The sequence below is a fragment of the Kribbella aluminosa genome, from assembly GCF_017876295.1.
Classification (GTDB): Bacteria; Actinomycetota; Actinomycetes; order Propionibacteriales; family Kribbellaceae; genus Kribbella; species Kribbella aluminosa.
The window spans coordinates 1600797-1621695 of record NZ_JAGINT010000001.1; the positions used below are offsets into that span (position 1 = coordinate 1600797).

A 20899-nucleotide genomic window follows, 5' to 3' on the forward strand; every position below is an offset into this window, starting at 1 on the left:
ATGGAGGCAACAATGTCCTCAAGCTTGTCCCGTCGGGACCTGCTCCGAGCCGGTGCGGCACTCGGTGCGCTGGCGGCGGCTGGTCCAGCGCTGAGCGCCTGCGGTGGCGGATCGTCGTCGAACGGCAACTCGCCGCAGAGCAAGAAGGCCGCGCTTCCGACGTACAAGAGGTTCCCCGGGCTTCCGGCGCCGGATCTTCCTGGTAACGCGGACGGTCTGCTCGATGCGTACACGACGTACCCCAGCAAGCTGATCGACGTCTGGGCCGGCAAGACACCTGGTGACGGCAAGCCGCTGACCGGTCTCGCGCAGCTGAACGGAGCCGCGCCGCCGAGCCTGGACAAGAACGTGTACTGGCAGACCATGAACCAGCGGCTGGGCTCGCCGGTACAGATGCAACTGGTGAACGCCGGCAACGACTTCAACACCAAGATCGCGACGATGAGCGCCGGGAACGACTTCCCGGACATCATGCAGATCAACAGCTCGATACCGGCCCTGGACCGGTTCCTGGAAGCGAAGATGCTCGACCTGACGCCGTACCTGTCGGGTGACAAGGTGCTGAAATACCCGGCGCTGGCAAACATCCCCAGCCGGTACTGGGAGGCCTGTGTCTTCAACGGGAAGCTGTTCGGCCTGCCGATCCCGCGCGGTCTGCTGTCGGCATGGGCGTTGTACTACCGTAGCGATCTGGTCGAGGCGGCCGGCGGAGAGGCGAAGGTCAGCAACTTCCAGGACCTGTACCAGTTGGCCAAGGCAACGACCGACGCGAAGAAGGGCATCTGGGCCTTCGCCAACAGCCCGCTGGACTACATCCGGATGATGCTGTCGATCCCGGCCGGCTGGCAGCGTGTCGATGGCAAGATGGTCAACTACGTCGAGCACGAGCACCAGCAGCAGGCGCTGGAGTCGGCCCGCAAGATCGTGGCCGATGGCCTGGTCAACCCCGATGTGGCCGCCGCGCCGCCGTCGCAGTGGCAGCAGTGGTTCGGTGGTAAGAAGGCCGCGCTGCTCGGCGGAACCTACAGCGCCTGGGGAGGACTCACCCAGCAGGGTGTGCCTGCCGACAAGATCGGCATCTTCAACGTCGTCGGGTACGACGGCGGCGACGCACCGGGCTGGAAGGGTGGTCTGAACAACAACATCGCGGTGATCCCGGCCAAGAACAAAGACCGCGCCGAGACGTTGCTGAAGATCGCCGACTTCCTCGCCTCCCCGTTCGGTACGTCCGAGAACCGGCTGATCAGCACCGGTGTGGAAGGGCACAACTACACGGTGAAGAACGGGAAGATCGAGGTCGACCAGGACCGGGTCAACGAACGGTCCCTCGGTCTCACCTACCTCGGGGCGCCGCCGCCGGTGATCGCGTCCTCGTCCGATCCGGCGTACGTTCAGGGCGAGTACAAGGCGCAGCAGAAGCTGGCCGCCGACGGCACCATGGACCTCGCACTGACCCTGTTCTCGGAAACGAACTCCCGGAAGAGCCCGCAGCTGGAGACCGAGCGCCAGAACATGGAGTTCGACATCATCCTCGGCCGCAAGCCGGTCTCGGCCTGGGCCGACTTCGTCACCAAGTGGCGCACTGAGGGTGGCGACAAGATCCGGACCGAGCTGGAGGCGGCGGCAAAGACCGTCGCCGGGAAGTGAGACCGATGACCGAGCGTCCTGCAGCCTCCGGCTTCGACGCGGAGTTGATCAAGCTGGCACGCGAGGCCGGTGACCGGGCCTACGACCCGGCGGCCGGTCTGTATGCCGAGGCTGCCAGGTACAACCCGATCCACACCCGGATCTGGACAGGTGTCCGGCACAACCATCGAGAGAGCGTTGTGTACGCACTCGCGCTGCTGGAGTCGGGCGACGACGGCGACCAGGAACTGGCCGAGGACATCCTGAACCGCGTGCTCGCCGTTCAGGACACCGACGACGCGTCGGCGACGTACGGGATCTGGAGCTACTTCCACGAGGAGACCCTCGCGGAGATGGTGCCGCCGGACTGGAACTGGGCCGACTTCATCGGCCGGGAGCTGGCCTTCGTGCTGCTCCGACACGAACGGCGGCTGACCGCTACCACCCGCAGCGCCGTACGGACGGCGCTCGGCCACGCCGCTCGCTCCATCATCCGGCGCAACGTCGCGATGAGTTACACGAACATCGCCGCCAAGGGCACCTTCGTCACACTCGCGGCCGGACAACTGCTCGATGATCCGGCGCTCACCGGGTACGGCGTGGCGCGGGTCGGACGGCTACGGGACCAGATCCAGTCGGCAGGCAGCTTCGCCGAGTACAACAGCGCCGGGTACTGGACGATCACGATGGAGGCAATCGCGGCGATCGTGAGCTACATCCATCATCCCGAGGCGGTCGCGGGTGCCCGGTGGATCGTCGACCGGTTGTGGGAGCACCTCACGACGCGCTGGCACTCCCGGATTGGCCAGCTCAGCGGACCGATGGCACGCGTCTACACCGACGAACCCGCGCGCGGCGCCGATCTGCTCGCATTGTTGGCCAAGGCAACAGGATTCACGGGCATCTTCGCGGAACTGCCGCCGGCCACGCCGGTGCTCGGCCTGCTCGGCGTCGCTCTGGTCGATGTCGTCGCCCCGGAGCCGATTGTCGCCCGGTTGCTGGAGACTCCGGTCGGTGAGTTCCGCGAACGCTTCAGCTATGCCGGCGATCAGGTGCCTGTTGTCGGCACCACGTGGCACGGGCGGAACGCGACGGTCGGCAGCGCGAGCGTGGGAGAGTTCTGGCTGCAGCGACGCCCGTTGATCGGGTACTGGCGAGAGCCGGACGACCCGGCCTGGGGACCGGCGCGCTTCACGAAACTCCGTGTGGTGAAGGACGATCACGACTTCTCGTCCGCGGTGTTCAGCTCGGTGCAGTCGGGGGGCCAGGTCCTGTGGTCGGTGGGCTTCGTCTCGCCCGGTGGCGACGAGCACATCGGCCTGCACCAGATCGAGGCCGGCCAGCCGTTCTCGGTCGACTCGCTGAAGCTGATCGTCGAGTTCAACGGTGTCGCGGGCGCGAAGGTGCGGGTCGGTGGGCGACCGGTCACGACGTCGGCGCCGCTCGCCATCGGTGAGCAGCTGACGATCAGCAATGCAGCGGTCGAAATGATCACCAGCATCGATTCGGTGGTCTTCGGCGGGTTCGAGCCGGCGCTCTCGGTCACCGCCACCGGCGACCGAGTGGCCGTTGAGGTTGACCTCGTCCCGGGTGGTGAACAGCAACTCATCCTGCTCGACGTCGGCACCGCCGAGCTGACCGGCACCTTCTCGATGTTCGAGACGCCGTCCGGGCGGCAGGTTGCCGCGCCGTCGGTGACGGTCGAGAACGACCGCGTCCAGGCCACCTTCACCACCCTCGACGGCCACCGGCTCGCGCTGGGTGCCCCCACTCAGGTCGTCGCGCAGGCAGACCGCCTCGCCGCAGTCCACGCAACCATCGACGACCGCCCGGTCCCATCCGGCGGTCTCGTGACGGACGAAGAGTGAACCTGCAGCCTGGTGAGGCGTGAGTACGACTTTGGGCAGCCGGCGGATCTCCCCGTCGACCCGTAGCAGCTCGGTGCCGAAGACGTCGATGAACTGGCTCAGGCGGCCTCGAGTCCCGCGGAGATCCGGGCCGCGGTGTCGCGGACGGTGCGCCCCAGCTCGGCGTACCGCAAGGACGGCTGAGCGAGCTTGAGGCCCGTGATCGAGATGGCCGAGGCGGGTGTTGCCCGCGCCGAGCGGCGTCGTCGACCGCGTAGCCCAGCCCGCGTCGATGTGCGCCGCTACTGCGCTCACGGTGAGGAACTGCTGCCTGACACTGATCCGGCCTGGCTGCCGGACTGGTCTCGTCGATATCGGGACGAAGCACTTTCCCAGTCGGTGGACTTCCAGGCCGGTTTGGCGAGTCGCGGGTGCCGGCCTCGGGCGGTGTGGACGAGCCACCCGTGGTGTCCGGTGAGCGCGCAAAACGACGCAGGGGCCGATTGCCGAACCACGCGACCAGCAGTCGACGCCTGCGAGCTCTCGCGGCAAGTCGTCGAACGGGTCCGCGATAGTTTGCCGTGCTCGGGGCGCCGGACACTACGCCAGTACGTGTCACGGCGTGGGTGCGATGTACTCGTGCTGCGGGTCGCTGACCGTTGCGATGAGGACGGCGAGGCTGTCAGCCGGGTGGGTTGGGGCCGTCGTCGCCGTGGAGGCCGGTGAGCATTTCGTCGCGGAAGCGGATCAGGTGGCGGCGCCAGATGTCGGCGGCCTCGTCGGGGCTTCCGTGGGTGATGGCGTGGATGAGTTGGCGGACCTCGTCGACGTGACCCTCGCGGATGACCTCGGGGCGGAGGGCGGAGGAACGGAGCTCGATCCAGCGGGACGATTCGGTGTGCCGGAGGGCTTCCTCGAGCGCGGTCTCCAGGACGGGGTTGCGGGCGGCGCGGGCGACGGCGCGATGGACCGGTAGGTCGCTGCGGTAGTGACCGGTCTCGGCGAACTCCTTCTCCAGTTCGGCGCCGGCCTCCTCGAGCGCCGCCATGTCGGCCGGGTACTGCTTCTCCGCCGCGAGCCGGGCGAGTTGGGGCTCGATCACCAGTCGAGCCTCGAACACCTGGGTCGGCGTGACCTCGGCACCCCAGTTCGCGACATGCGCCGGGGACGCGATCACGACCGTGCCATGACCTTGTCTGGATCGCACCAGGCCGGCCAGCTCCAGGCCGGCGAGCGCTTCTCGCAGCGTCGGTCTGCTCACGCCGAGGAGCCTGGCCAGCTCGCGCTCGGCGGGGAGGCGGTCGTAGCGCTGGATCTGGCCGTCCCGGATCGCTGCCACGACTTGATCCGCGACCTGGGCGGGTGCGCTCCGGGGTGTGGCCACCGGGGCGAACGGGGATTCGTCGGACGGGTTCACTCCAAAAGTCTAGAACAGGTTGACAGGTGGTCAGGCCAATCGCCATAGTCCTGTCCATGAATTGGTCTGACCACCTGGCGAATCTGAATGGCGGTGAGATCTTGTACGGCGCTCAGACCGCACAAGCTCTCGCCAACTTCCCGCTGGCCGGGCCGCGGCTGTCCGAGCGGCCCGAGCTGGTCAAGGCGGTCGCGGCAGTGAAGATCGCCGCCGCGAAGGCCAACATCGCGCTCGGCGAGCTCGACGACGCACGTGGAGCTGCGATCGTCGCGGCCGGCGAGGAGGTCCGGTCCGGCCGGCATCTCGGACAGTTCGTGCTGCCGGTGGTCCAGGGCGGGGGCGGTACGTCGACCAACATGAACGTGAACGAGGTCCTCGCCGCCCGCGCATCCCAGCTGTCGGGTCTCGTCGTACACCCGAACGACCACGTGAACCGCGGTCAGTCCACCAACGATGTGATGCCGACGGCGATCGCGATCGCCGTCGTCCCGCTGATCGACCAGGCGCTGGTGAGCCTGCATGGAGTCGCCGAATCCCTGGAAAACAAGGCGATCGAGTACGATGACCTGGTCCACCTCGGCCGGACCTGCCTGCAGGACGCCGTGCCGATCCCGGTCGCCGACTTCCATCGCGGGCAGGCCGCGAGCATCCGCCCGGCGATCGATGCCCTGCTCAAGGCTGGTTCCGAGCTGTACGCCGTACCGCTCGGTGGGACCGCTGTCGGCACCGGACTCGGAGCGGCGCCCGGTTTCGCGGAGGCCGCGTTGGACGAGTTGACAAAACTCACCGGCCTCCGGCTCACCGCCGCGCCGAGTCCGTCGTACTCGCTGGCCTCGCTCGAACCACTGACTGCGGTCACCGAGGCCGCGAGCCGCGCCGGGCGGGTGCTGGCGCGGATCGCGCGGGACCTGCGGCTGCTGGCGTCCGGGCCGGTCGGCGGGATCGGGGAGATCGAGCTGCCCGCGGTGCAGGCCGGCAGCTCGATCATGCCGGGCAAGGTGAACCCGGTGATCCCCGAGCTGGTGATGCAGGTGTCGTTCCTGCTGAACGGCGCGACCACGGCGGCGCGGAGTGCGACCGAGGTCGGCGAGCTGGAGGTCTCGGCGATGGCCCCGGTCGTCACGCTCGGCCTGCTGGACGGACTCACCAATCTGCACCGGGTGTCGGAGGTCTTCGCCGAGCGCTGCATCGTCGGCCTGCGCTGGCGCGCGGACGCGGTCGCCCGCAATCTGGCCGGCTCCCTCGAGACCGCCGTACTGACTGCCGCGACCGACGGCTACGAGTCCGCGGTCCGGAAGGACAGCTGATGGTGCCGTTGATGACCGATCCCACGCTGGTCCGTGCCCGAGGCTTCGACGTCGTCGCAGTCGTCGGTCGTCCAAGCAGCCCGGCTGACCGTCACCGACGACGGGGGGCTCTGCTGCGATCGCGATTCCGAGCTGGCGCTCGACCTGACCTGGGCGCAGGGCGCACATCGATAAGGAGATGTCATGACGCATCGATCGCAGGGCTTCTGGGGGTGCCTGCTGACCGCGGGCGTGTTACTGACCGCCGCCGCGTGCGCGGATCCCACTACCGCGTCCGATGCGGCCTCCACTCCGGAGTCGACGACCGCGACGTTGCCGCAGACCAAGGCTGATCCGGCGGTCGAGGCGCTGGTGCCGGCGGAGCTGAAGCAGAAGGGTGTGCTGGTGCTCGCGACCAACGCGCCGTACGCGCCGCTGGAGTACTTCAAGGAGGACAACCAGACCCTGACCGGGTACGACATCGATCTGGGCAACGCGATCGGCGCCGCGATGGGGCTGAAGACGCAGTGGAAGAACATCTCGTTCGACTCGATCATCCCGGGTCTCCAGGCCGGCAAGTACGACGGCGGGATGGCGGGGTTCAGCATCGAGCACGAGCGGCTCGGCACCGTCGACTTCGTCTCGTACTACCTGTCCGGCGGCGGGTTCCTGATCAAGAAGGGCAGCGGGATCAAGATCGGCGGGTTCGGTGACCTGTGCGGCTATCGGGTCGCGGTGCAGAAGGGCGTCAGCCAGGTCGACGCGCTGGTCGACCACAGCAAGGAATGTGTTGCCCAGGGCAAGAAGCCGATCACGATCAACCAGATCCCGGACCAGAACGTCGTCGTCCTCAGCCTCGCCTCCGGCCGGGCCGACGTGGTCGTCGGCGACAAGCCCCAGGTCGAGTACGCCGCCGGCCACGCCGAAGGGGTCTGTGTCAGCAGCACCTACCAGACCAGTCACAGCATCGCGGGCATCGCCGTACCGAAGGGGCACAAAGAGCTGACGACTGCGCTCCAGGCATCCGTCAACCACCTGATCCAGAACGGCGACCTCGCGCAGATCTCCAAGGTCTGGAACGTCGGGGTGCCGGTCAGCGGGACGGCGCTGACGGCCGACTACCAGAAGCTCAGTGCGCCTTGGGGGGTCGGTCCGGACGGCACCGTGAACAAGTCGCTGGTCTTCACCGACCCGGCGGCGATCCGGCCCGGGCACACCTACTACTACCAGCCGATCCACGCCGATTGCTCATGATGACCGCACAAGTACAAGACACTCCGCGGACCGACGAGCTCGAGATCCGCGCGATCCCACCGAAACACCCGTGGCGGTGGGCGGCCGCGGCCGTCGTGGTCCTGCTCGCCGCGATGCTGGTCTACTCGATGCTGACCAACCCGCGCTACCAGTGGAACGTCGTGTTCTCGTGGTTACTCGCGCGAACGATCCTGCGCGGCCTGCTGCTGACGCTGGCGCTGACAGCGGTCTCGATGCTGACCGGCATCGTGCTCGGCATCGTCTTTGCTGTGCTGCGCGGTTCTCCGAACCGGCTGCTGTCCGGCGCCGCCGGCGTCTACATCTGGTTCTTCCGCGGTACGCCGCTGCTCGTCCAGCTGGTGTTCTGGTTCAACCTGAGCGCGCTGTACCCGCGGATCGTGGTCGGCGTCCCGTTCGGTGGGCCGGAGCTGACCGCGCTGAACGCGAACGCGCTGATCTCGCCGATGACCGCCGCGTTCCTCGGCCTCGCGCTGAACGAGGCGGCGTACATGGCCGAGATCGTCCGGGCCGGTATCGTCTCGGTGCCGGCCGGCCAGCTCCAGGCGGCCAGTGCGCTCGGCTTCACCCGGATGACGACGATGCGCAGGATCGTGCTGCCGCAGGCGATGCGGGTGATCATCCCGCCGACCGGGAACCAGACGATCTCGATGCTGAAGACCAGTTCGCTGGTCAGCGTCCTGGCGATACCCGAGTTGCTGTACAGCGCGCAGATCGTCTATGCGCGGACGTTCCAGACGATTCCGCTACTGATCGTGGTCAGCATCTGGTACCTGGCGCTGACGTCCTTCCTGACCGTTGCCCAGGGCAGGATCGAACGCCGGTTCTCAGCAGGAGAAGGCACATGACCGAGCCGTTGCTGCGGGCCCAGCGGGTCTACAAGAACTACGGTGCGAACGAAGTACTGAAGGGTGTCGACCTCGATGTCATGCCGGGCACGGTGGTCTGCATCCTCGGGCCGTCCGGCTCCGGGAAGAGCACGTTCCTGCGCTGTATCAACCACCTGGAGCGGATCCGGTCCGGCCGCATCTCGATCGACGGCGACCTGATCGGCTACCGGCAGGACGGCGACAAGCTGCACGAGCTGGACGAGAAGGCGATCAGCAAGCAACGGGCCGAGGTCGGGATGGTGTTCCAGGACTTCAACCTGTTCGCGCACTACACCGCCGCCGAGAACGTGATGGCCGGTCCGGTGCTGGTGCGCGGCGAGGACCGTACGTCGGCGCGGGCCCGGGCCGTCGAGCTGTTGACCCGGGTCGGTCTTGCGGACAAGGTCGACGCGTATCCTCGGCAACTGTCCGGTGGCCAGCAGCAACGAGTCGCGATCGCGCGGGCGCTGGCGATGCGTCCGAAGCTGATGCTGTTCGACGAACCGACGTCGGCACTCGACCCGGAGCTCGTCGGCGAGGTGCTCGACGTGATGCGGGCCCTGGCCGCCGAAGGGCAGACGATGATCGTGGTCACCCACGAGGTCGGGTTCGCCCGCGAGGTCGCGGATGTCGTCGTGTTCATGGATCAGGGCGTGATCCTGGAGCAGGGGCCGCCGACCGCCGTACTGAACAATCCTTCCAATCCACGCACACAGTCTTTCCTCTCGAAGGTGCTGACATGACTTCGTACGACGTCGCCGTTCTCGGACTCGGGGCGATGGGAGCCGCCGCCGCGTGGCGGGCTGCCGCGCGCGGGGCCTCGGTGATCGGCTTCGAGCAGTTCACTCCGGCGCACGCGCGCGGATCGTCGCACGGCGGGTCGCGGATCTTCCGCAGGACGGTGTTCGAAGGCATCGACTATGTGCCCGTCGTCAGGCGCGCGGAGCAGCTCTGGGCCCAGCTCGAGCGGGACACCGGCGCCACGGTGTTTCACCGCTCCGGTGGGCTGTGCGTCGGTGCCGCTGAGGGTGAGCTGGTGCGGGACGCGATGCGGTGTGCCGAGGAAGGCGACGTCGAGATCGAGTTGCTCGATGCCGATGCGCTGGCCGGCCGGTACCCGCAGTTCGCCGTCGCGCCGGGCGATGTCGGTGTGTTCGAGCCGGGTGCCGGCGTACTCGATCCGGAGGGGTGTATCCGCGCGGAGCTGGGCCTGGCGAAGGCCGCCGGCGCCGAGTTGCGGTTCGAGACACAGGTCAGCGGGCTGCAGTACGACGATGCCGGCGTCCGGATCTCTGTCGGGGCGGAGACGATCACCGCGCGGCGGGCGATCGTTGCTACCGGCGCCTGGTTCACCGACCTGGTGCCGGAGCTGGCCCTGCCGTTGCGCGTGCAGCGGTCGCCGCTCGTGTGGTTCGCCGGTGCGGACCAGGCGGCGTACGGACCGGATCGGTTCCCGACGTTCATCTGGGAGAGCGGAGACCTCGACGGGTGGGGGATACCTGACGTGGACGGCCGCGGGGTGAAAGTAGGCGCGGGCAGGTCGGCGGCCAAGCCGTGGCTGGAGCACGCCTCGGACAACGACTATCCGATCGGCCCGGCCGACACGGGGCCTGTCGAGGCGATCGTACGACGTGCTTTCCCCGGGCTCGACCCGGTCCCGGTGGCGGCGACCCCGTGCATGAACTCGAAGTCGCCCGACGGGGACTTCGTGATCGGGATCCCCGCGGCGGCGCCGGCACTGGTGCTCGCGGGCGCGTTCTCCGGGCACGGCTTCAAGCACTCGGCTGCCGTCGGTGACATCACCGTCGACCTGGCTGTGGACGGTGCGTCGGACATCGCGCTCGGACACTTCTCGCCGGACCGGTTCGGACCGACGGCATGAGGACGCTGGGGCGAGCCGGAGTACGGGTCAGCCCGATCGCGCTGGGGACGATGAACTTCGGCCCGGTGACACCCGAGGACGAGGCGCACTCGATTCTCGACGCGGCGACCGACGCCGGCGTCAACCTGATCGACACCGCCGACGTGTACGGCGCGGACGCGAACCGAACCATCGCCGACGACTCCGCGGACAAGGGGCTGACCGAGCGGATCGTCGGCAACTGGCTGGCGAAGCGTCCCGGGCGACGGGACCAGATCGTGCTGGTTTCCAAGGCGTATGGGCGGATGGGCCCCGGTGCGAACGACCTGCACCTGTCGTCGGTCCACCTCCGGCGGGCCTGCGACGCGTCGTTGCGCCGGCTCCGGACCGACCATCTCGACGTCTTCATGCTGCATCATGTCGACCGCTCGACCAGCTGGGACGAGATCTGGGAGACCCTGAGCGATCTGCGGCAGGCGGGGAAGATTCGCTACGCGGGCACCAGCAACTTCGCGGCCTGGCAGCTGGTCCAGGGCCAGGAAGCCGCAGCTCGCCGCAACCTGCTCGGCATCGTCGTCGAGGAGAGCATCTACAACCTGATGGAACGCACCGTCGAGCTCGAGGTTCTTCCCGCTTGTACGTCGTACGGGATCGGAGTCATGCCGTACTCGCCGCTGAACTCGGGACTGCTGGCCGGCATCCTGTCCAAGTCCGACAAGGCGGCCCGCAGCGAAAGCTCCCGCGCGACCAGCAACCTGGCCACCCACCGGGCGAAGCTCGAACGCTACGAGAAACTCTGCCGTGACTTCGGCCACCCGCCCGCGGTCGTAGCCCAGGCCTGGCTCTGCCACCAGCCCGCCGTCGTCGCGCCGGTCGTTGGCGCCCGTACCGTCCAGCACCTCCAGGACGGCATCGCGGCCGCCGAGCTGACTCTGCCGCGGGAAGTCCTCGCCGCCCTCGACGAGATCTTCCCGGGGCCAGGCACCGCGCCTGAGGCCTACGCCTGGTAGTTCCGCAGGACCTTGGTGATGCTGCTGAGGGCCGCGTCGAGATACTCGGGGGTCAGTCCGTGGGTGATGCGGAGGTGGGACTCGATGCCGAAGTGTTCGCCCGCTCCGACCAGAACGCTGCCTTCGGTACGCAGGGCATCGGCGACCTCGGAGCTGGTCATCGGGAGGTCGTAGCGGACGAAGGCCAGCGCGGTGGACTGCGGCGGGACGACCGACAGCAGGCCGTTGCTGTCGGCAACCCACTTCGACAGGCGGTCGTAGCCGTCGCGGATCAGCGCGCGGTTGCGGGTGAGGAGGCGGTCGCGGGATCGCAGGGCGACCTCCGCGAGGTGCATGGAGAGCATGCTGGTCGCGATCGTGGCGTACTCGTGGTGGCGCCAGGTCGCCTCGACCGTCGCAGGCGACGCGACCAGCCACCCGAGCCGCAACCCGGGCAGGCCGAACGCCTTGGACAGACTCCCGACACAGACGAGCTTGTCGTAACGGCCCCACAGACTCGGTGTGATCTCGTCGGTGAGCCGCTCGGTTCCGCGGTAGACCTCGTCGGCCAGGATCCAGGCACCGACCCGCTCGGCCACCGCTACGACGGCCTCGAGTTCGGCGGCCGTCAGGATCGTGCCGGCCGGGTTGTTCGGGTTGGTGATCGCGATCAGCTTGGTGTCCGGACGTACGACGCTCTCGAGCGCGGCGAGATCCGGGCGCCACCCGTTGTCCGGGTCCAGTGGGAACGCGTCGACCTCGGCGCCGGCGTTCAGCGCGAGGCCCCGCACCTGCCGGTACCCGGGCTCCATCACCACCACGTGATCGCCCGCGGACACCAGGCCGGCGACGGTGATCGCGTTGGCCTCGGCCGCGCCGACGGTGACCAGGACGTTCCCGGCCTCGGCGCCGTGCCACTCGGCGATCAACGCGCGCAGCGGATCCGTCCCGCCGACCGGCGGGTAGTGCAGGTCGATCGCGAGCAACCGACGTACCGCTTGGGGATCGTCGCCGAGCAACTCGCCCAGCGCGACCGGATGACAGCCGCTGTCGGCGAGGTTGTACGCGACCGAGTGCTCGTAGCGCGACTGCCACTCTTCAAGTGCGAACGGGGTGAATGACATGTACGACCTCTCAGCTGGACGGAACGAGCAGGCGAGTGACGGCGAGGTCCTCGATGCCGAGGCCGATCGAGCGGAAGAACACCGGACGATCTCCGGACGGGCGCTCACACGCACCGGTCAGCAACTCGGGTAGATCACCACGCAGTTGCTTCGGTGACCAGATGCCTTGCTCCGCGGCGATCACCATCTCCCCGGCGGAAGCCGTGACCGTCGGCCGATAGTCGCCGTACACGTCGAGGTCCGGCAACGCAGCCGGCGCGATCTCGTGGGCGCGCGGCACGTTGGTGCTGATCGAGGTCACGAGGGTGCCGGCGTCTAGTGCAGTGACGTCGATGACCGCCTCGCCGGCCGAGGTGCAGAGCAGTACGACGTCGGCTCCGGCAGCGGCCTCGTCCGCACTGGCGGTGAGCGTCGTACCGTCCGGCGCCTCGCGCAGGGACCGGCTGTAGATCCGCACGTCGGCAAACGACCGGACCGCGCGGGCGTACCGCAGATGCGCGTGCGCCTGAGCGCCCGCGCCGATGAGGGCCAGTGTGGACGCATCGCTTTTGGCAAGCAGGTCGACGGCAAGCGCGGTCGTCGCCGCGGTCCGCTCGACGGTGAGCGCTTTGGAGTCGCACAGCACGACAGGTCGTCCGGTCCGGGTGCTCAGGACCACGGTCCACGCGGCGACGATCGCGGAACCGTCCGGCTGCGGGAGGTACGGCGACAGCTTCGCGGCGTACGCCTCACTCGTGGCGGCCTGGTAGGCGATCACGTCGCCGCCGCCCGGCAGTAACGTGACGGTCTGCGGCGGCTGGATCGCGGTCCCGGCCGCCAGTTCGGTGAACGCCGACCGCAGCGCGGCCAGGACGTCCTCGGTCGGCAACGAAGGCAACTGCTCCACAATGGGTATACTGGTGCTCATAGTGAGAAATATAGTGCGCATCTCGGAGGGTGGATGTCAACGGACGAGAACCGGAGTACGGCGTTCATCGAGCGCCTGGGCCATGAGGTACGACGACGCCGCAAGGCCGGCGGAATGACCGTGCAGACCCTCGCGGACCGGTCCGGCCTGAGCCGGCGGATGCTCACGCAGATCGAGCAGGGTACGGCGAACCCGAGCCTGGTCACCGTCGACAAGATCGCCCACGCGCTCGGTGTCGACTTCGCGGCCCTCTCGGCGCCGACGTCCACCGAACCACTGCAGGTGTCCGAGCCGACGGAGGTCTGGCGCAACGACGCCGGCAGCCGAGCCGTCCTGCACGCCGCCGGCTCCCGCCGTGGCGGCCCCGAACTCTGGGAATGGACCCTGCAACCAGGTGACCGCTACGACGCGGAACCCGACCCGCCCGGCACCGAGGAACTCCTCCTGGTAACCGCCGGCTCCCTCGTGCTGACCGCCGACCACCAGGCAGTCACCCTCACCCCCGGAATGTCCGCCCGCCTCGCCAGCGACCGCACCTACTCGTACGCCGCCCCCACCAGTCAGACCACCTTCGTCCGCGTAGTCCAGCCCACCGCCTGACTCGAGCTCTGCTCAGCTTTAGCGGAGGGCGTCGGTCAGGCGGAGGCCGAGGATGAAGGGGAGACCGTTCGGGGTGCCGACGCCGGTGACGGTGTCGTAGCCCTTCACGGTGACCTGGTCGGTTTCCGTGCGGTCGTGGGAGTCGAAGACGTCGAGGGATGCGCTGTCGGTGCCGTCGGCCGGGATGAACGCGGCGCGGTTCTGCTGGGGCGTGGTTGCGGGCAGCGGGAGGACGTCGCGGAACGCCGGTGTGCCGTGCAACCGGTAGATGAGCGGGTTGATGAAGCCGAAGGACCGCCGGCCCTGCTGGGCATCGGCGACGAGGCCTGCGACCAGAGGTGCGGACAGACTCGTCCCCGCGTTCACCTGTGTCACGTAGCGCTTGCTGTCAGAGTCGGTGTAGCCCGTCAGCATGCCCGTGTCGATGTCGCCGACGGCAGAGATGTCCGGCACCGTCCGGTTCACCGCGGTCCGCCCGGCGATCCTTACGTGCGACATCGACGCCGGTACGACGCCCTTCTGATAGGCAGGCTGCGCGTACTCCAGGCTGGTCCCGCCGCCGCCCGACGTCAGGCCCACGCCGCTCCACTTGCCGCCGTCCGGGATCGCGGTCTCGTTCGACCAGCCGGTCTCGAACATGCGCTTGTTCCGCGCGTCCAGGCCCAGCGTCGTACCGCCGACGGCCGTCACGAACGGATCCGACGCCGTGGTCGTGAGGCCGGGGGTGTCGCCGGAGGAGAAGTACAGCCCGACACCCTCGGCGGCTGCGCGAACGGCGAGCGCGTGCACGGTCTTCGGCGGTACGTCGCCGATCGGGATCTGCCAGGAGTTGGAGACGATCGAGGCGCTCGGACGGTGGCCGTCACCCTTCAGTACGGCGGCGACCGCGTTCAGCAGGGCCTGGTCCTCGTTGCAGCCACCTCCGACAACCATCAGCTGCTTGGCGTCCGGCGCCATCGCGTAGACCGCTTCGGAGTCCATCTCCGCTTCGTCGTTGTACGGCGCCGCGCTCCGCGACGCCTGGCTGCAGCCCGTGCCGCCGCCGAGGTGGATCTCCTTGTACTGGTCCGCCTTCGGCGCCGGCAGGTGGTTCCGCCGCGCGTACTCGCGGAGTGTCCGGAGCATGTCGGTCGGCGCCAGGCTCTCGGTCAACGCGACGGTCTGCCCCTTGCCCGTGAAGGCCGGGCTCGCGCCGTACGCCGTACGCAGCTGGTTGGCGGAGTATCCGCAGATCGGCAGCGAGGCCTTGGTGAGACCGCGGAACGCCGGCTTGACGGTCTGCACGTGCTGACCCCAGTACTGCGAGCATGTCGGCTTCGGGGCCCGTCCCGTCCGAGCCGACGCGGAGCTCGTACCGTCGAGCCCGGTGATGCCCAGCGCCATCGCCGGCAGCGACTGCACCTTCTCCGCCTGGCCGAACCGGGCCGTGTATTCGTCCGGGCTCAGATAGTGGTGGTACAGGGGATTGCCTGGCGTGGAGACGGCGGTGGCGAACCGTTCAGCTCCGGACAGGTCAGGCGCCAGCCGGACCTGGATCGTCTGCTGTGGAGGGGTCTCCACCGATGCCCCGCCGGCCACCAGCGCGGCACAGCCCACCATCGCACCAACAGTCCTGATCACGACCACTCCCCGTATCAGTCAGTAACAGCTCAGTCACTCTACGCCGTCATCAACGTGAGCCCGTTCTACTGACGCTCGAAGTGGTCGATTCGGTTGATCAGAGATTCACTTCACGGCGAGTTCGCCGAGCTCTGACCAGTCGTCCTGCGGGACCTTGAAGTTGACGATGCGCGGGGTCTTGACCAGGTGCGGCGGGAGGTGCTGCTGGGCCGCCTTGAAATGGTCGGAGGTGACGTGGTGGGTCGCGGCCTCGTCGTCGGCGAAGGCCTCGATCAGCACGTACTCGTCGGTGTCGTCGAGGGAGCGCGACCAGTCGAACCACAGGCAGCCGGGCTCCGCGCGGGTCGCGGCGGTGAAGTCGGCGGTGATCGACGGCCAGTCCTCGGCGTGCTCGGGCTTCACCCGGAACTTCGCGGTAATGAAGATCATGAGGATCAACCTAGCGGGCCTCCGCGGCAAGCGCCGTCGCAATCTGAGATCAGCGCAGGACGAACCCGGTGCCCAACGGGTCGCGCGGATCGAGGGTGAACGTCGCGCTGCCGGTGCGATAGGCGTTCCCGGCGACCTCGGTGATCACGCCGTCCGGCGTCTCCTCGACCACCCGACCGCGGAACGTCGTACCGACGATCGACTCGTGGCGGAGCGTCTGCCCAGGCCTGAGCCGGCCCTCGTCGTACAGCAGCGCGAGGCGGGCCGACGTACCGGAGCCGCACGGGGAGCGGTCGGCCTCACCGTCGGCGAAGACCGCGAGGTTGCGCTGGTGCGGGCCTTCCTCCCACGAGCCGAGGTCGTCGTACAGGATCGTGCCGTAGAGGCCGCTGAGCCGCGGATCGGTCGGGTGCACGGCGACCGGGTCCAGCGCCCACTTGATCTCGCGGCCGATCGCGATCAGGTCCGCGTACGACGCCGGCGTCACCGAGAGGCCGACCGACGAGGCGCGAACGGACGCGTAGAACGCCCCGCCGTAGCTGATGTCCGCCGTCACCTCTCCCCGCGACGTCGTCAGCTGCACCCCGCGCCGAAGCACGTACGACGGAACGTTGCGGAAGGCAACACCATCGGGTCCGACCTGTGCGGTCACCCGTCCGGACGGTACGTCGATGACGACCTCGCCCGCCGGGACCAGACCGGTGGCCACGGCCCAGGTCGCGAGCGCGATCGTCCCGTGCCCGCACGCGGTCGAGTACCCGTCCTTGTGCCAGAACACCACGCCGAAGTCCGCGCCGTCGTCGTCACCCGGTACGACGAATCCGCCGTACATGTCGGCATGACCGCGTGGCTCGTTGACCAGCAACTGCCGGACGGCATCGACCTCCGAGGACGACTGCGCCGTGACCCGGCGGTCCGCGACCGTCGCACCCGGGATCTCCACCGAGGTCACGATCCGGAACGGCTCCCCGGCCGTGTGGTAATCCACAACGTTGACATCGTCCACCCACTCACCCTAGACAAACGAAACCGCTGCGTCCCGGGTAGGGGACGGCAGCGGTTCGAGCGGCCTGAGCGGATGGGGTCAGGCGGCTTGCGGTACCCGGTTCCGGGCGGCCCAGACCGCTCGGCGCAGTTGGGCTTTGTCGGGGTATCCGGCCTCGCGGCCGATCAGGTAGACGTCGTGGCTGCGCATGTTCACCATGCCGGCGACGTACCAGACCGGGCTGCCCTCGGCGAGCATCGTGATGATCATGTTCCGGGTGTCGGTGGTGGTGTTCATTCTGACCCTCTCCTTTGGTCGCTCTTACTGGTACGTCGAACCGGGAGGGCCGGAATCGACACCGGCGACAAGAGAAAAACAGAGCGCCCCGATCGATGATCGGGGCGCTTGTCCGTGTGGGTCCCGGGGGGAGTGGGACCTCCACACGTTGGGGGGACTTTGACGTTAACCCGGCCAAGGGGTCACCACCCCGCGTATTCGTGCTGTGTCGAAAAGTTATCCGGCGGTCCGTCGCCGGCGCCCCGGTGGTCCCGAGCAGCTGCCGCCGCCCGCGCGTCGCCAACTCGACGGGCATGCCTCGTAGGCGGCAGCTGAGTCCAAGATCTGCACTGATGGTCCGGGCTCCGGACGTGTGCCACTCACCAAGCGTGTGCCATCCATGCCGGTCACGCGTACGGGCCCGCGTCGCGAACGCCCAGGGACCGGGTTGGTGAGTGGGGCAGGTCCGCCGTCAGTCCTCGGGTGGGGCCTCGGCGCCTTCGCATTCGTCGCGGTCGGCCCACTCGATCAGGGTGTCGAGCGAGTAGGGGTTGTCGTCGATCGTCGCGTGCAGGTCGCCGAGCTCGGCGTACCGCTGAGGGACTGTCGCGATCGTGAAGTCCTTCGGGTGCACGTCGTCGACCTCGTCCCAGCGGATCGGGGTCGACACGGTGCCTTCCGGGTTACCGCGCACCGAGTACGCGCTGGCGATCGTGTGGTCGCGGGCGTTCTGGTTGTAGTCGACGAAGACCAGCCGCGGGTCGCGATCCTTGCGCCACCACGTGGTCGTCACGTCCTCCGGTGTACGCCGCTCCACCTCCCGCGCGAACGCGAGCGCGGCCCGCCGTACATCCGTGAAGCCGTACGCCGGCTCGACGCGGACGTAGATGTGGATACCGCTGCCGCCGGACGTCTTCGGGTAGCCGACCGCGCCGAGCTCGTCGAGTACTTCGTGCGCGGTGTGCGCGACCCGGCGTACGCGATCGAACGGGCAGTCGGGCATCGGGTCCAGGTCGATCCGCCACTCGTCGGGCTTCTCGGTGTCGGCGCGCCGCGAGTTCCACGGGTGGAACTCGACCGTCGACATCTGCACCGCCCACGCCACGTGCGCGATCTCGGTGACGCACAGCTCGTCCGCGGTCCGGTTGTACCGGGGGAACTTGACCCGCACCGTCTCCATCCACGGCGGCGCCCCGTGCGGCAACCGCTTCTGATGCACCTTCTCGCCCGAAACCCCCTCCGGGAACCGGTGCAACATGCACGGCCGCTCCCGCAGCGCGTTCACGATCCCGTCCCCGACGGACAGGTAGTACTTGACCAGATCCAGCTTGGTCTCACCCCGCGCAGGAAAGTACACCCGCTCAGGATTGGACACCCGAACGGTCCGACCACCCACCTCCAGCTCGACCGCCGGAGACTTCGCCTTGGACTCGGCCATGACGCCAACCTAACCGGCGCCGGGGACAAACGGCATCAGGCGAGGCGGGTGAGCCAGTTGCGGGTGTCGGGGATGCGGCCGTACTGAAGGTCGAGGAGGGTGTCTCGGATCTTGGCGGTGATCGGGCCGACGCCGTGGTCGACGGTGTGGTCGCCGATGGTGAGGTCGCCGTCGGGCCAGGCGAGGCGGCCGATCGGGGTGATCACGGCGGCGGTCCCGGAGGCGAAGACCTCGGTGATCTCGCCGGAGCGGATCCCGTCGCGCCATTCGTCGGCCGAGATCCGGCGCTCCTCGACCGGGTGGCCGAGGTCGGCGGCGAGTTCGAGGACCGAGGCGCGGGTGACGCCCTCGAGGATCGAGCCGGACAGCTCCGGGGTGGCGATCCGGCCGTCGGCGTACACGAAGAACATGTTCATGCTGCCGATCTCCTCGAGCCACTTGTGCTCGACGGCGTCGACGAACGCGACCTGCTCGCAGCCGTTCGCCACCGCCTCGGCCAGGCCGGCCAGGCTGGACGCGTAGTTGCCGCCGCACTTGGCCGCACCGGTCCCGCCCGGAGTGGCGCGGATCGTGGAGGTGGTCAGCCAGATCGAGACGGGCTTCGGGCCGGTGTTGAAGTACGGGCCGGCCGGTGAGGCGATGACGCCGAACAGCACCTCGTTGGAGGGCCGGACGGCCAGGGCGGCCTCGGTGGCGATCATGTACGGCCGCAGGTAGAGGCTGGTCTCCCCGTCCTCGGCTGACGGCACCCAGGCCTCGTCAACGGTCACCAGAGCCCGCAGCGCCGCGACGAACTCCTCTTCCGGCAGTTGGGGCAGTGCAAGCCGCTCAGCGCTCGCGGTGAACCGGGCCGCGTTCCGGTCCGGGCGGAAGGCCCACACTGAACCGTCCGCGTGCCGGTACGCCTTGAGGCCTTCGAAGATCTCCTGCGAGTAGTGGAAGACAGCAGCCGCAGGGCTGAGCGAGAGCGGTGCGTACGCCGTGACCTTCGGGCCGTGCCAGCCGCGGTCGGCCGACCAGTTGGCAACCACCATGTGGTCCGTGAAGGACTGCCCGAACGCCGGGTCCGCCAGTACGGCAGCCCTGGCCTCTGCACTGGCCGGGTCACTCCGCAGCTCGACCGCGAAGTCCCATGCGTCTGTCACCAGCGTTGCTTGCTGTTCACCTGTCACTCACCGCACGCTACCCCGGCCCTCACCTCCACCTCGACCCACCGCCCACACTCCGGCCACTCCGCGCCAGCCACCACGTCAGCTCGGCCGAGCCCGGCTGTGCCTGTACGACGTGCAGCACCCGCTCGGCAGCGTCGTACACCAAGGAGTCGTGCCACTCGTCCGGTAGGTCGACCAGTACACGCAGGGCCATCGCCAGGCCGGCCGCCGCCTCTCCCGCAACCGCCAGGCACTCGGCAAGGCACAAGTCGAGCCTCGCGCGATCGCCGACCCAGCTCTCCGGGCAGAGCTCCCGTGCGCGCTCCAGCAGCACACAGCCGGCCACGCCGTACCCAAGCAGAGTGCACACGCGTCCCTCGGCCCAGTGCAGCTGGTACGTCGGAGCGAGCCCGTCGCCGATGCCGATCAACTCCTGCAACGCACGGTGTGCCTCCTGACGCCGGCCGAGCTCAGCCAGGACCAGTGCTCGCGCGGCGCGCGGCAAGTAGCTCTGACGATCGAGACCGACCGCTTGTTCGGCTAGCTCCAGCAGCTCGGGCAACGGCCGGCGCTCGGCCAATCCGCTGATCGTCTCCTTGGCGCGCACAGCCGCCCCGCTACCGACGCTGTCCGCGGCCGCACGGGCGGCCCACCACCAGCGACGCGCAGTACGGCGGTCGTCCAGCCTGGTCAGCGTCTCCGCGATCAGCGTGCTCAGCTCGGCCGCCTCCGTGCCGTCTGCGCCGCGCAGCTGACTCGCCAGGGCAGGCAGTAGTGCAGCCGGAGGCACCGTACGGCAGTCGCTGAACAGCTCGGCCGGGTCGCCGGCGTCGAGTGTGCCGACCAGCCCCCGCCAAGCCGCCTCCAACGGGTCGGGCTCCGGCCGCGACTGACCTGTCCGCGCAGGCCTTTGCCCGTATGGGGCAGTCCTTTGCTCGAACGTGGCAGTCAGCCGGCCGGCAGTGCCGAGCTCCTTGTCGCAGAGCCGCGCCAGGTCGGCAGAGCCCGGCCGCTGCCCGCGCTCCACCTGCGACAGATAGCTGTGGTCGTACCCGACCTGTGCTGCCAGTTGCCGCAGGCTCAGCCCGGCCGTCTGCCTGCACTGCCGCAGTAGGGAACCGAAAGTCACAGGACCACCCCGTTCGCGCTTCGAGCTCATGTGGTGCGTGCCGGTAAAGCTACAAGCCCTCGCCGACAAAAAC

The 20899-nt window shown here is 68.6% G+C and carries 20 protein-coding genes; 10 read left to right on the forward strand and 10 right to left on the reverse strand.

Annotated elements, in window-relative coordinates; genetic code table 11:
- Positions 1 to 12 precede the first annotated feature (12 nt).
- On the forward strand, positions 13 to 1647 hold the full coding sequence (locus tag JOF29_RS07970; RefSeq protein ID WP_209693581.1) for a type 2 periplasmic-binding domain-containing protein: 1635 nt from the start codon (positions 13 to 15) through the stop codon (positions 1645 to 1647).
- A 5-nt stretch (positions 1648 to 1652) separates the two neighbouring features.
- A complete protein-coding gene (locus JOF29_RS07975; RefSeq protein ID WP_209693582.1) occupies positions 1653 to 3494 on the forward strand; it encodes a DUF8769 domain-containing protein in 1842 nt (613 codons plus the stop codon).
- 661 nt (positions 3495 to 4155) lie between these two features.
- Here the strand turns inward: JOF29_RS07975 and JOF29_RS42785 are convergent.
- Positions 4156 to 4890 carry a FadR/GntR family transcriptional regulator gene (locus JOF29_RS42785; RefSeq protein ID WP_209693583.1) on the reverse strand — a complete coding sequence of 245 codons (735 nt, stop codon included), beginning with the start codon at positions 4888 to 4890 and terminating at the stop codon, positions 4156 to 4158.
- A gap of 56 nt (positions 4891 to 4946) precedes the next feature.
- Here JOF29_RS42785 and JOF29_RS07985 point away from each other — a divergent pair, with 56 nt between their 5' ends.
- From JOF29_RS07985 to JOF29_RS08015, 7 genes are read left to right on the forward strand one after another with little or no spacing between them, the layout of a single operon-like run.
- Positions 4947 to 6197, forward strand: a complete 1251-nt coding sequence (locus JOF29_RS07985) for a lyase family protein (RefSeq protein ID WP_209693584.1) — start codon at positions 4947 to 4949, stop codon at positions 6195 to 6197.
- A 33-nt stretch (positions 6198 to 6230) separates the two neighbouring features.
- The gene (locus tag JOF29_RS07990) at positions 6231 to 6371 is read left to right on the forward strand and encodes a hypothetical protein (protein WP_209693585.1); all 141 of its coding nucleotides are present in this window, start codon (positions 6231 to 6233) and stop codon (positions 6369 to 6371) included.
- Between the two features lie 9 nt (positions 6372 to 6380).
- Positions 6381 to 7430, forward strand: coding sequence for an ABC transporter substrate-binding protein (locus JOF29_RS07995; protein WP_245357491.1), 1050 nt, complete (start codon positions 6381 to 6383; stop codon positions 7428 to 7430).
- Positions 7427 to 8296, forward strand: a complete 870-nt coding sequence (locus JOF29_RS08000) for an amino acid ABC transporter permease (RefSeq protein WP_245357492.1) — start codon at positions 7427 to 7429, stop codon at positions 8294 to 8296. The genes JOF29_RS07995 and JOF29_RS08000 overlap by 4 nt, the downstream gene beginning before the upstream one ends.
- Positions 8293 to 9060 carry an amino acid ABC transporter ATP-binding protein gene (locus JOF29_RS08005; RefSeq protein WP_209693586.1) on the forward strand — a complete coding sequence of 256 codons (768 nt, stop codon included), beginning with the start codon at positions 8293 to 8295 and terminating at the stop codon, positions 9058 to 9060. The genes JOF29_RS08000 and JOF29_RS08005 overlap by 4 nt, the downstream gene beginning before the upstream one ends.
- The gene (gene solA, locus JOF29_RS08010) at positions 9057 to 10199 is read left to right on the forward strand and encodes an N-methyl-L-tryptophan oxidase (RefSeq protein WP_209693587.1); all 1143 of its coding nucleotides are present in this window, start codon (positions 9057 to 9059) and stop codon (positions 10197 to 10199) included. The genes JOF29_RS08005 and solA overlap by 4 nt, the downstream gene beginning before the upstream one ends.
- Positions 10196 to 11188 (forward strand): aldo/keto reductase, encoded by a 993-nt coding sequence (locus JOF29_RS08015; protein ID WP_209693588.1) that lies wholly within the window; start codon positions 10196 to 10198, stop codon positions 11186 to 11188. Before solA ends, JOF29_RS08015 begins: the two co-directional genes overlap by 4 nt.
- Here JOF29_RS08015 and JOF29_RS08020 read toward each other — a convergent pair.
- Entirely contained in the window at positions 11176 to 12291 is a 1116-nt protein-coding gene (locus JOF29_RS08020; protein WP_209693589.1) for an aminotransferase class I/II-fold pyridoxal phosphate-dependent enzyme, read from the reverse strand. The two genes, JOF29_RS08015 and JOF29_RS08020, sit on opposite strands and share 13 nt — an antisense overlap.
- 10 nt (positions 12292 to 12301) lie before the next feature.
- Complete coding sequence (locus tag JOF29_RS08025; protein WP_209693590.1) at positions 12302 to 13198, reverse strand: ornithine cyclodeaminase family protein; 897 nt, start codon at positions 13196 to 13198, stop codon at positions 12302 to 12304.
- Between the two features lie 33 nt (positions 13199 to 13231).
- Between JOF29_RS08025 and JOF29_RS08030 the strand changes: the two genes are divergently transcribed.
- On the forward strand, positions 13232 to 13798 hold the full coding sequence (locus JOF29_RS08030; protein ID WP_209693591.1) for a helix-turn-helix domain-containing protein: 567 nt from the start codon (positions 13232 to 13234) through the stop codon (positions 13796 to 13798).
- 18 nt (positions 13799 to 13816) lie between these two features.
- Here JOF29_RS08030 and JOF29_RS08035 read toward each other — a convergent pair whose 3' ends face one another.
- The 7 genes from JOF29_RS08035 to JOF29_RS08065 form a co-directional block, all read right to left on the reverse strand.
- Positions 13817 to 15418 (reverse strand): S53 family peptidase, encoded by a 1602-nt coding sequence (locus tag JOF29_RS08035; protein ID WP_209693592.1) that lies wholly within the window; start codon positions 15416 to 15418, stop codon positions 13817 to 13819.
- Positions 15419 to 15523: 105 nt separating this feature from the next.
- A complete protein-coding gene (locus JOF29_RS08040; protein WP_209693593.1) occupies positions 15524 to 15847 on the reverse strand; it encodes a putative quinol monooxygenase in 324 nt (107 codons plus the stop codon).
- Between the two features lie 49 nt (positions 15848 to 15896).
- The gene (locus JOF29_RS08045; protein ID WP_209693594.1) at positions 15897 to 16853 is read right to left on the reverse strand and encodes a proline racemase family protein; all 957 of its coding nucleotides are present in this window, start codon (positions 16851 to 16853) and stop codon (positions 15897 to 15899) included.
- Between the two features lie 78 nt (positions 16854 to 16931).
- On the reverse strand, positions 16932 to 17129 hold the full coding sequence (locus JOF29_RS08050; protein WP_209693595.1) for a hypothetical protein: 198 nt from the start codon (positions 17127 to 17129) through the stop codon (positions 16932 to 16934).
- 451 nt (positions 17130 to 17580) lie between these two features.
- Positions 17581 to 18546 carry a non-homologous end-joining DNA ligase gene (ligD, locus tag JOF29_RS08055; RefSeq protein WP_209693596.1) on the reverse strand — a complete coding sequence of 322 codons (966 nt, stop codon included), beginning with the start codon at positions 18544 to 18546 and terminating at the stop codon, positions 17581 to 17583.
- Between the two features lie 35 nt (positions 18547 to 18581).
- Positions 18582 to 19718 carry a branched-chain amino acid aminotransferase gene (locus JOF29_RS08060; protein WP_307863204.1) on the reverse strand — a complete coding sequence of 379 codons (1137 nt, stop codon included), beginning with the start codon at positions 19716 to 19718 and terminating at the stop codon, positions 18582 to 18584.
- 22 nt (positions 19719 to 19740) lie between these two features.
- Complete coding sequence (locus tag JOF29_RS08065) at positions 19741 to 20826, reverse strand: helix-turn-helix domain-containing protein (RefSeq protein WP_307863205.1); 1086 nt, start codon at positions 20824 to 20826, stop codon at positions 19741 to 19743.
- Positions 20827 to 20899 lie beyond the last annotated feature (73 nt).

Coding starts and splice junctions, on each gene's coding strand:
- JOF29_RS07970 (WP_209693581.1), top strand. CDS start 13: ATGTCCTCAAGCTTGTCCCGTCGGGACCTGCTCCGAGCCGGTGCGGCA.
- JOF29_RS07975 (WP_209693582.1), top strand. CDS start 1,653: ATGACCGAGCGTCCTGCAGCCTCCGGCTTCGACGCGGAGTTGATCAAG.
- JOF29_RS07985 (WP_209693584.1), top strand. CDS start 4,947: ATGAATTGGTCTGACCACCTGGCGAATCTGAATGGCGGTGAGATCTTG.
- JOF29_RS07995 (WP_245357491.1), top strand. CDS start 6,381: ATGACGCATCGATCGCAGGGCTTCTGGGGGTGCCTGCTGACCGCGGGC.
- JOF29_RS08000 (WP_245357492.1), top strand. CDS start 7,427: ATGATGACCGCACAAGTACAAGACACTCCGCGGACCGACGAGCTCGAG.
- JOF29_RS08005 (WP_209693586.1), top strand. CDS start 8,293: ATGACCGAGCCGTTGCTGCGGGCCCAGCGGGTCTACAAGAACTACGGT.
- solA (WP_209693587.1), top strand. CDS start 9,057: ATGACTTCGTACGACGTCGCCGTTCTCGGACTCGGGGCGATGGGAGCC.
- JOF29_RS08015 (WP_209693588.1), top strand. CDS start 10,196: ATGAGGACGCTGGGGCGAGCCGGAGTACGGGTCAGCCCGATCGCGCTG.
- JOF29_RS08020 (WP_209693589.1), bottom strand. CDS start 12,291: ATGTCATTCACCCCGTTCGCACTTGAAGAGTGGCAGTCGCGCTACGAG.
- JOF29_RS08025 (WP_209693590.1), bottom strand. CDS start 13,198: ATGAGCACCAGTATACCCATTGTGGAGCAGTTGCCTTCGTTGCCGACC.
- JOF29_RS08030 (WP_209693591.1), top strand. CDS start 13,232: ATGTCAACGGACGAGAACCGGAGTACGGCGTTCATCGAGCGCCTGGGC.
- JOF29_RS08040 (WP_209693593.1), bottom strand. CDS start 15,847: ATGATCTTCATTACCGCGAAGTTCCGGGTGAAGCCCGAGCACGCCGAG.
- JOF29_RS08050 (WP_209693595.1), bottom strand. CDS start 17,129: ATGAACACCACCACCGACACCCGGAACATGATCATCACGATGCTCGCC.
- ligD (WP_209693596.1), bottom strand. CDS start 18,546: ATGGCCGAGTCCAAGGCGAAGTCTCCGGCGGTCGAGCTGGAGGTGGGT.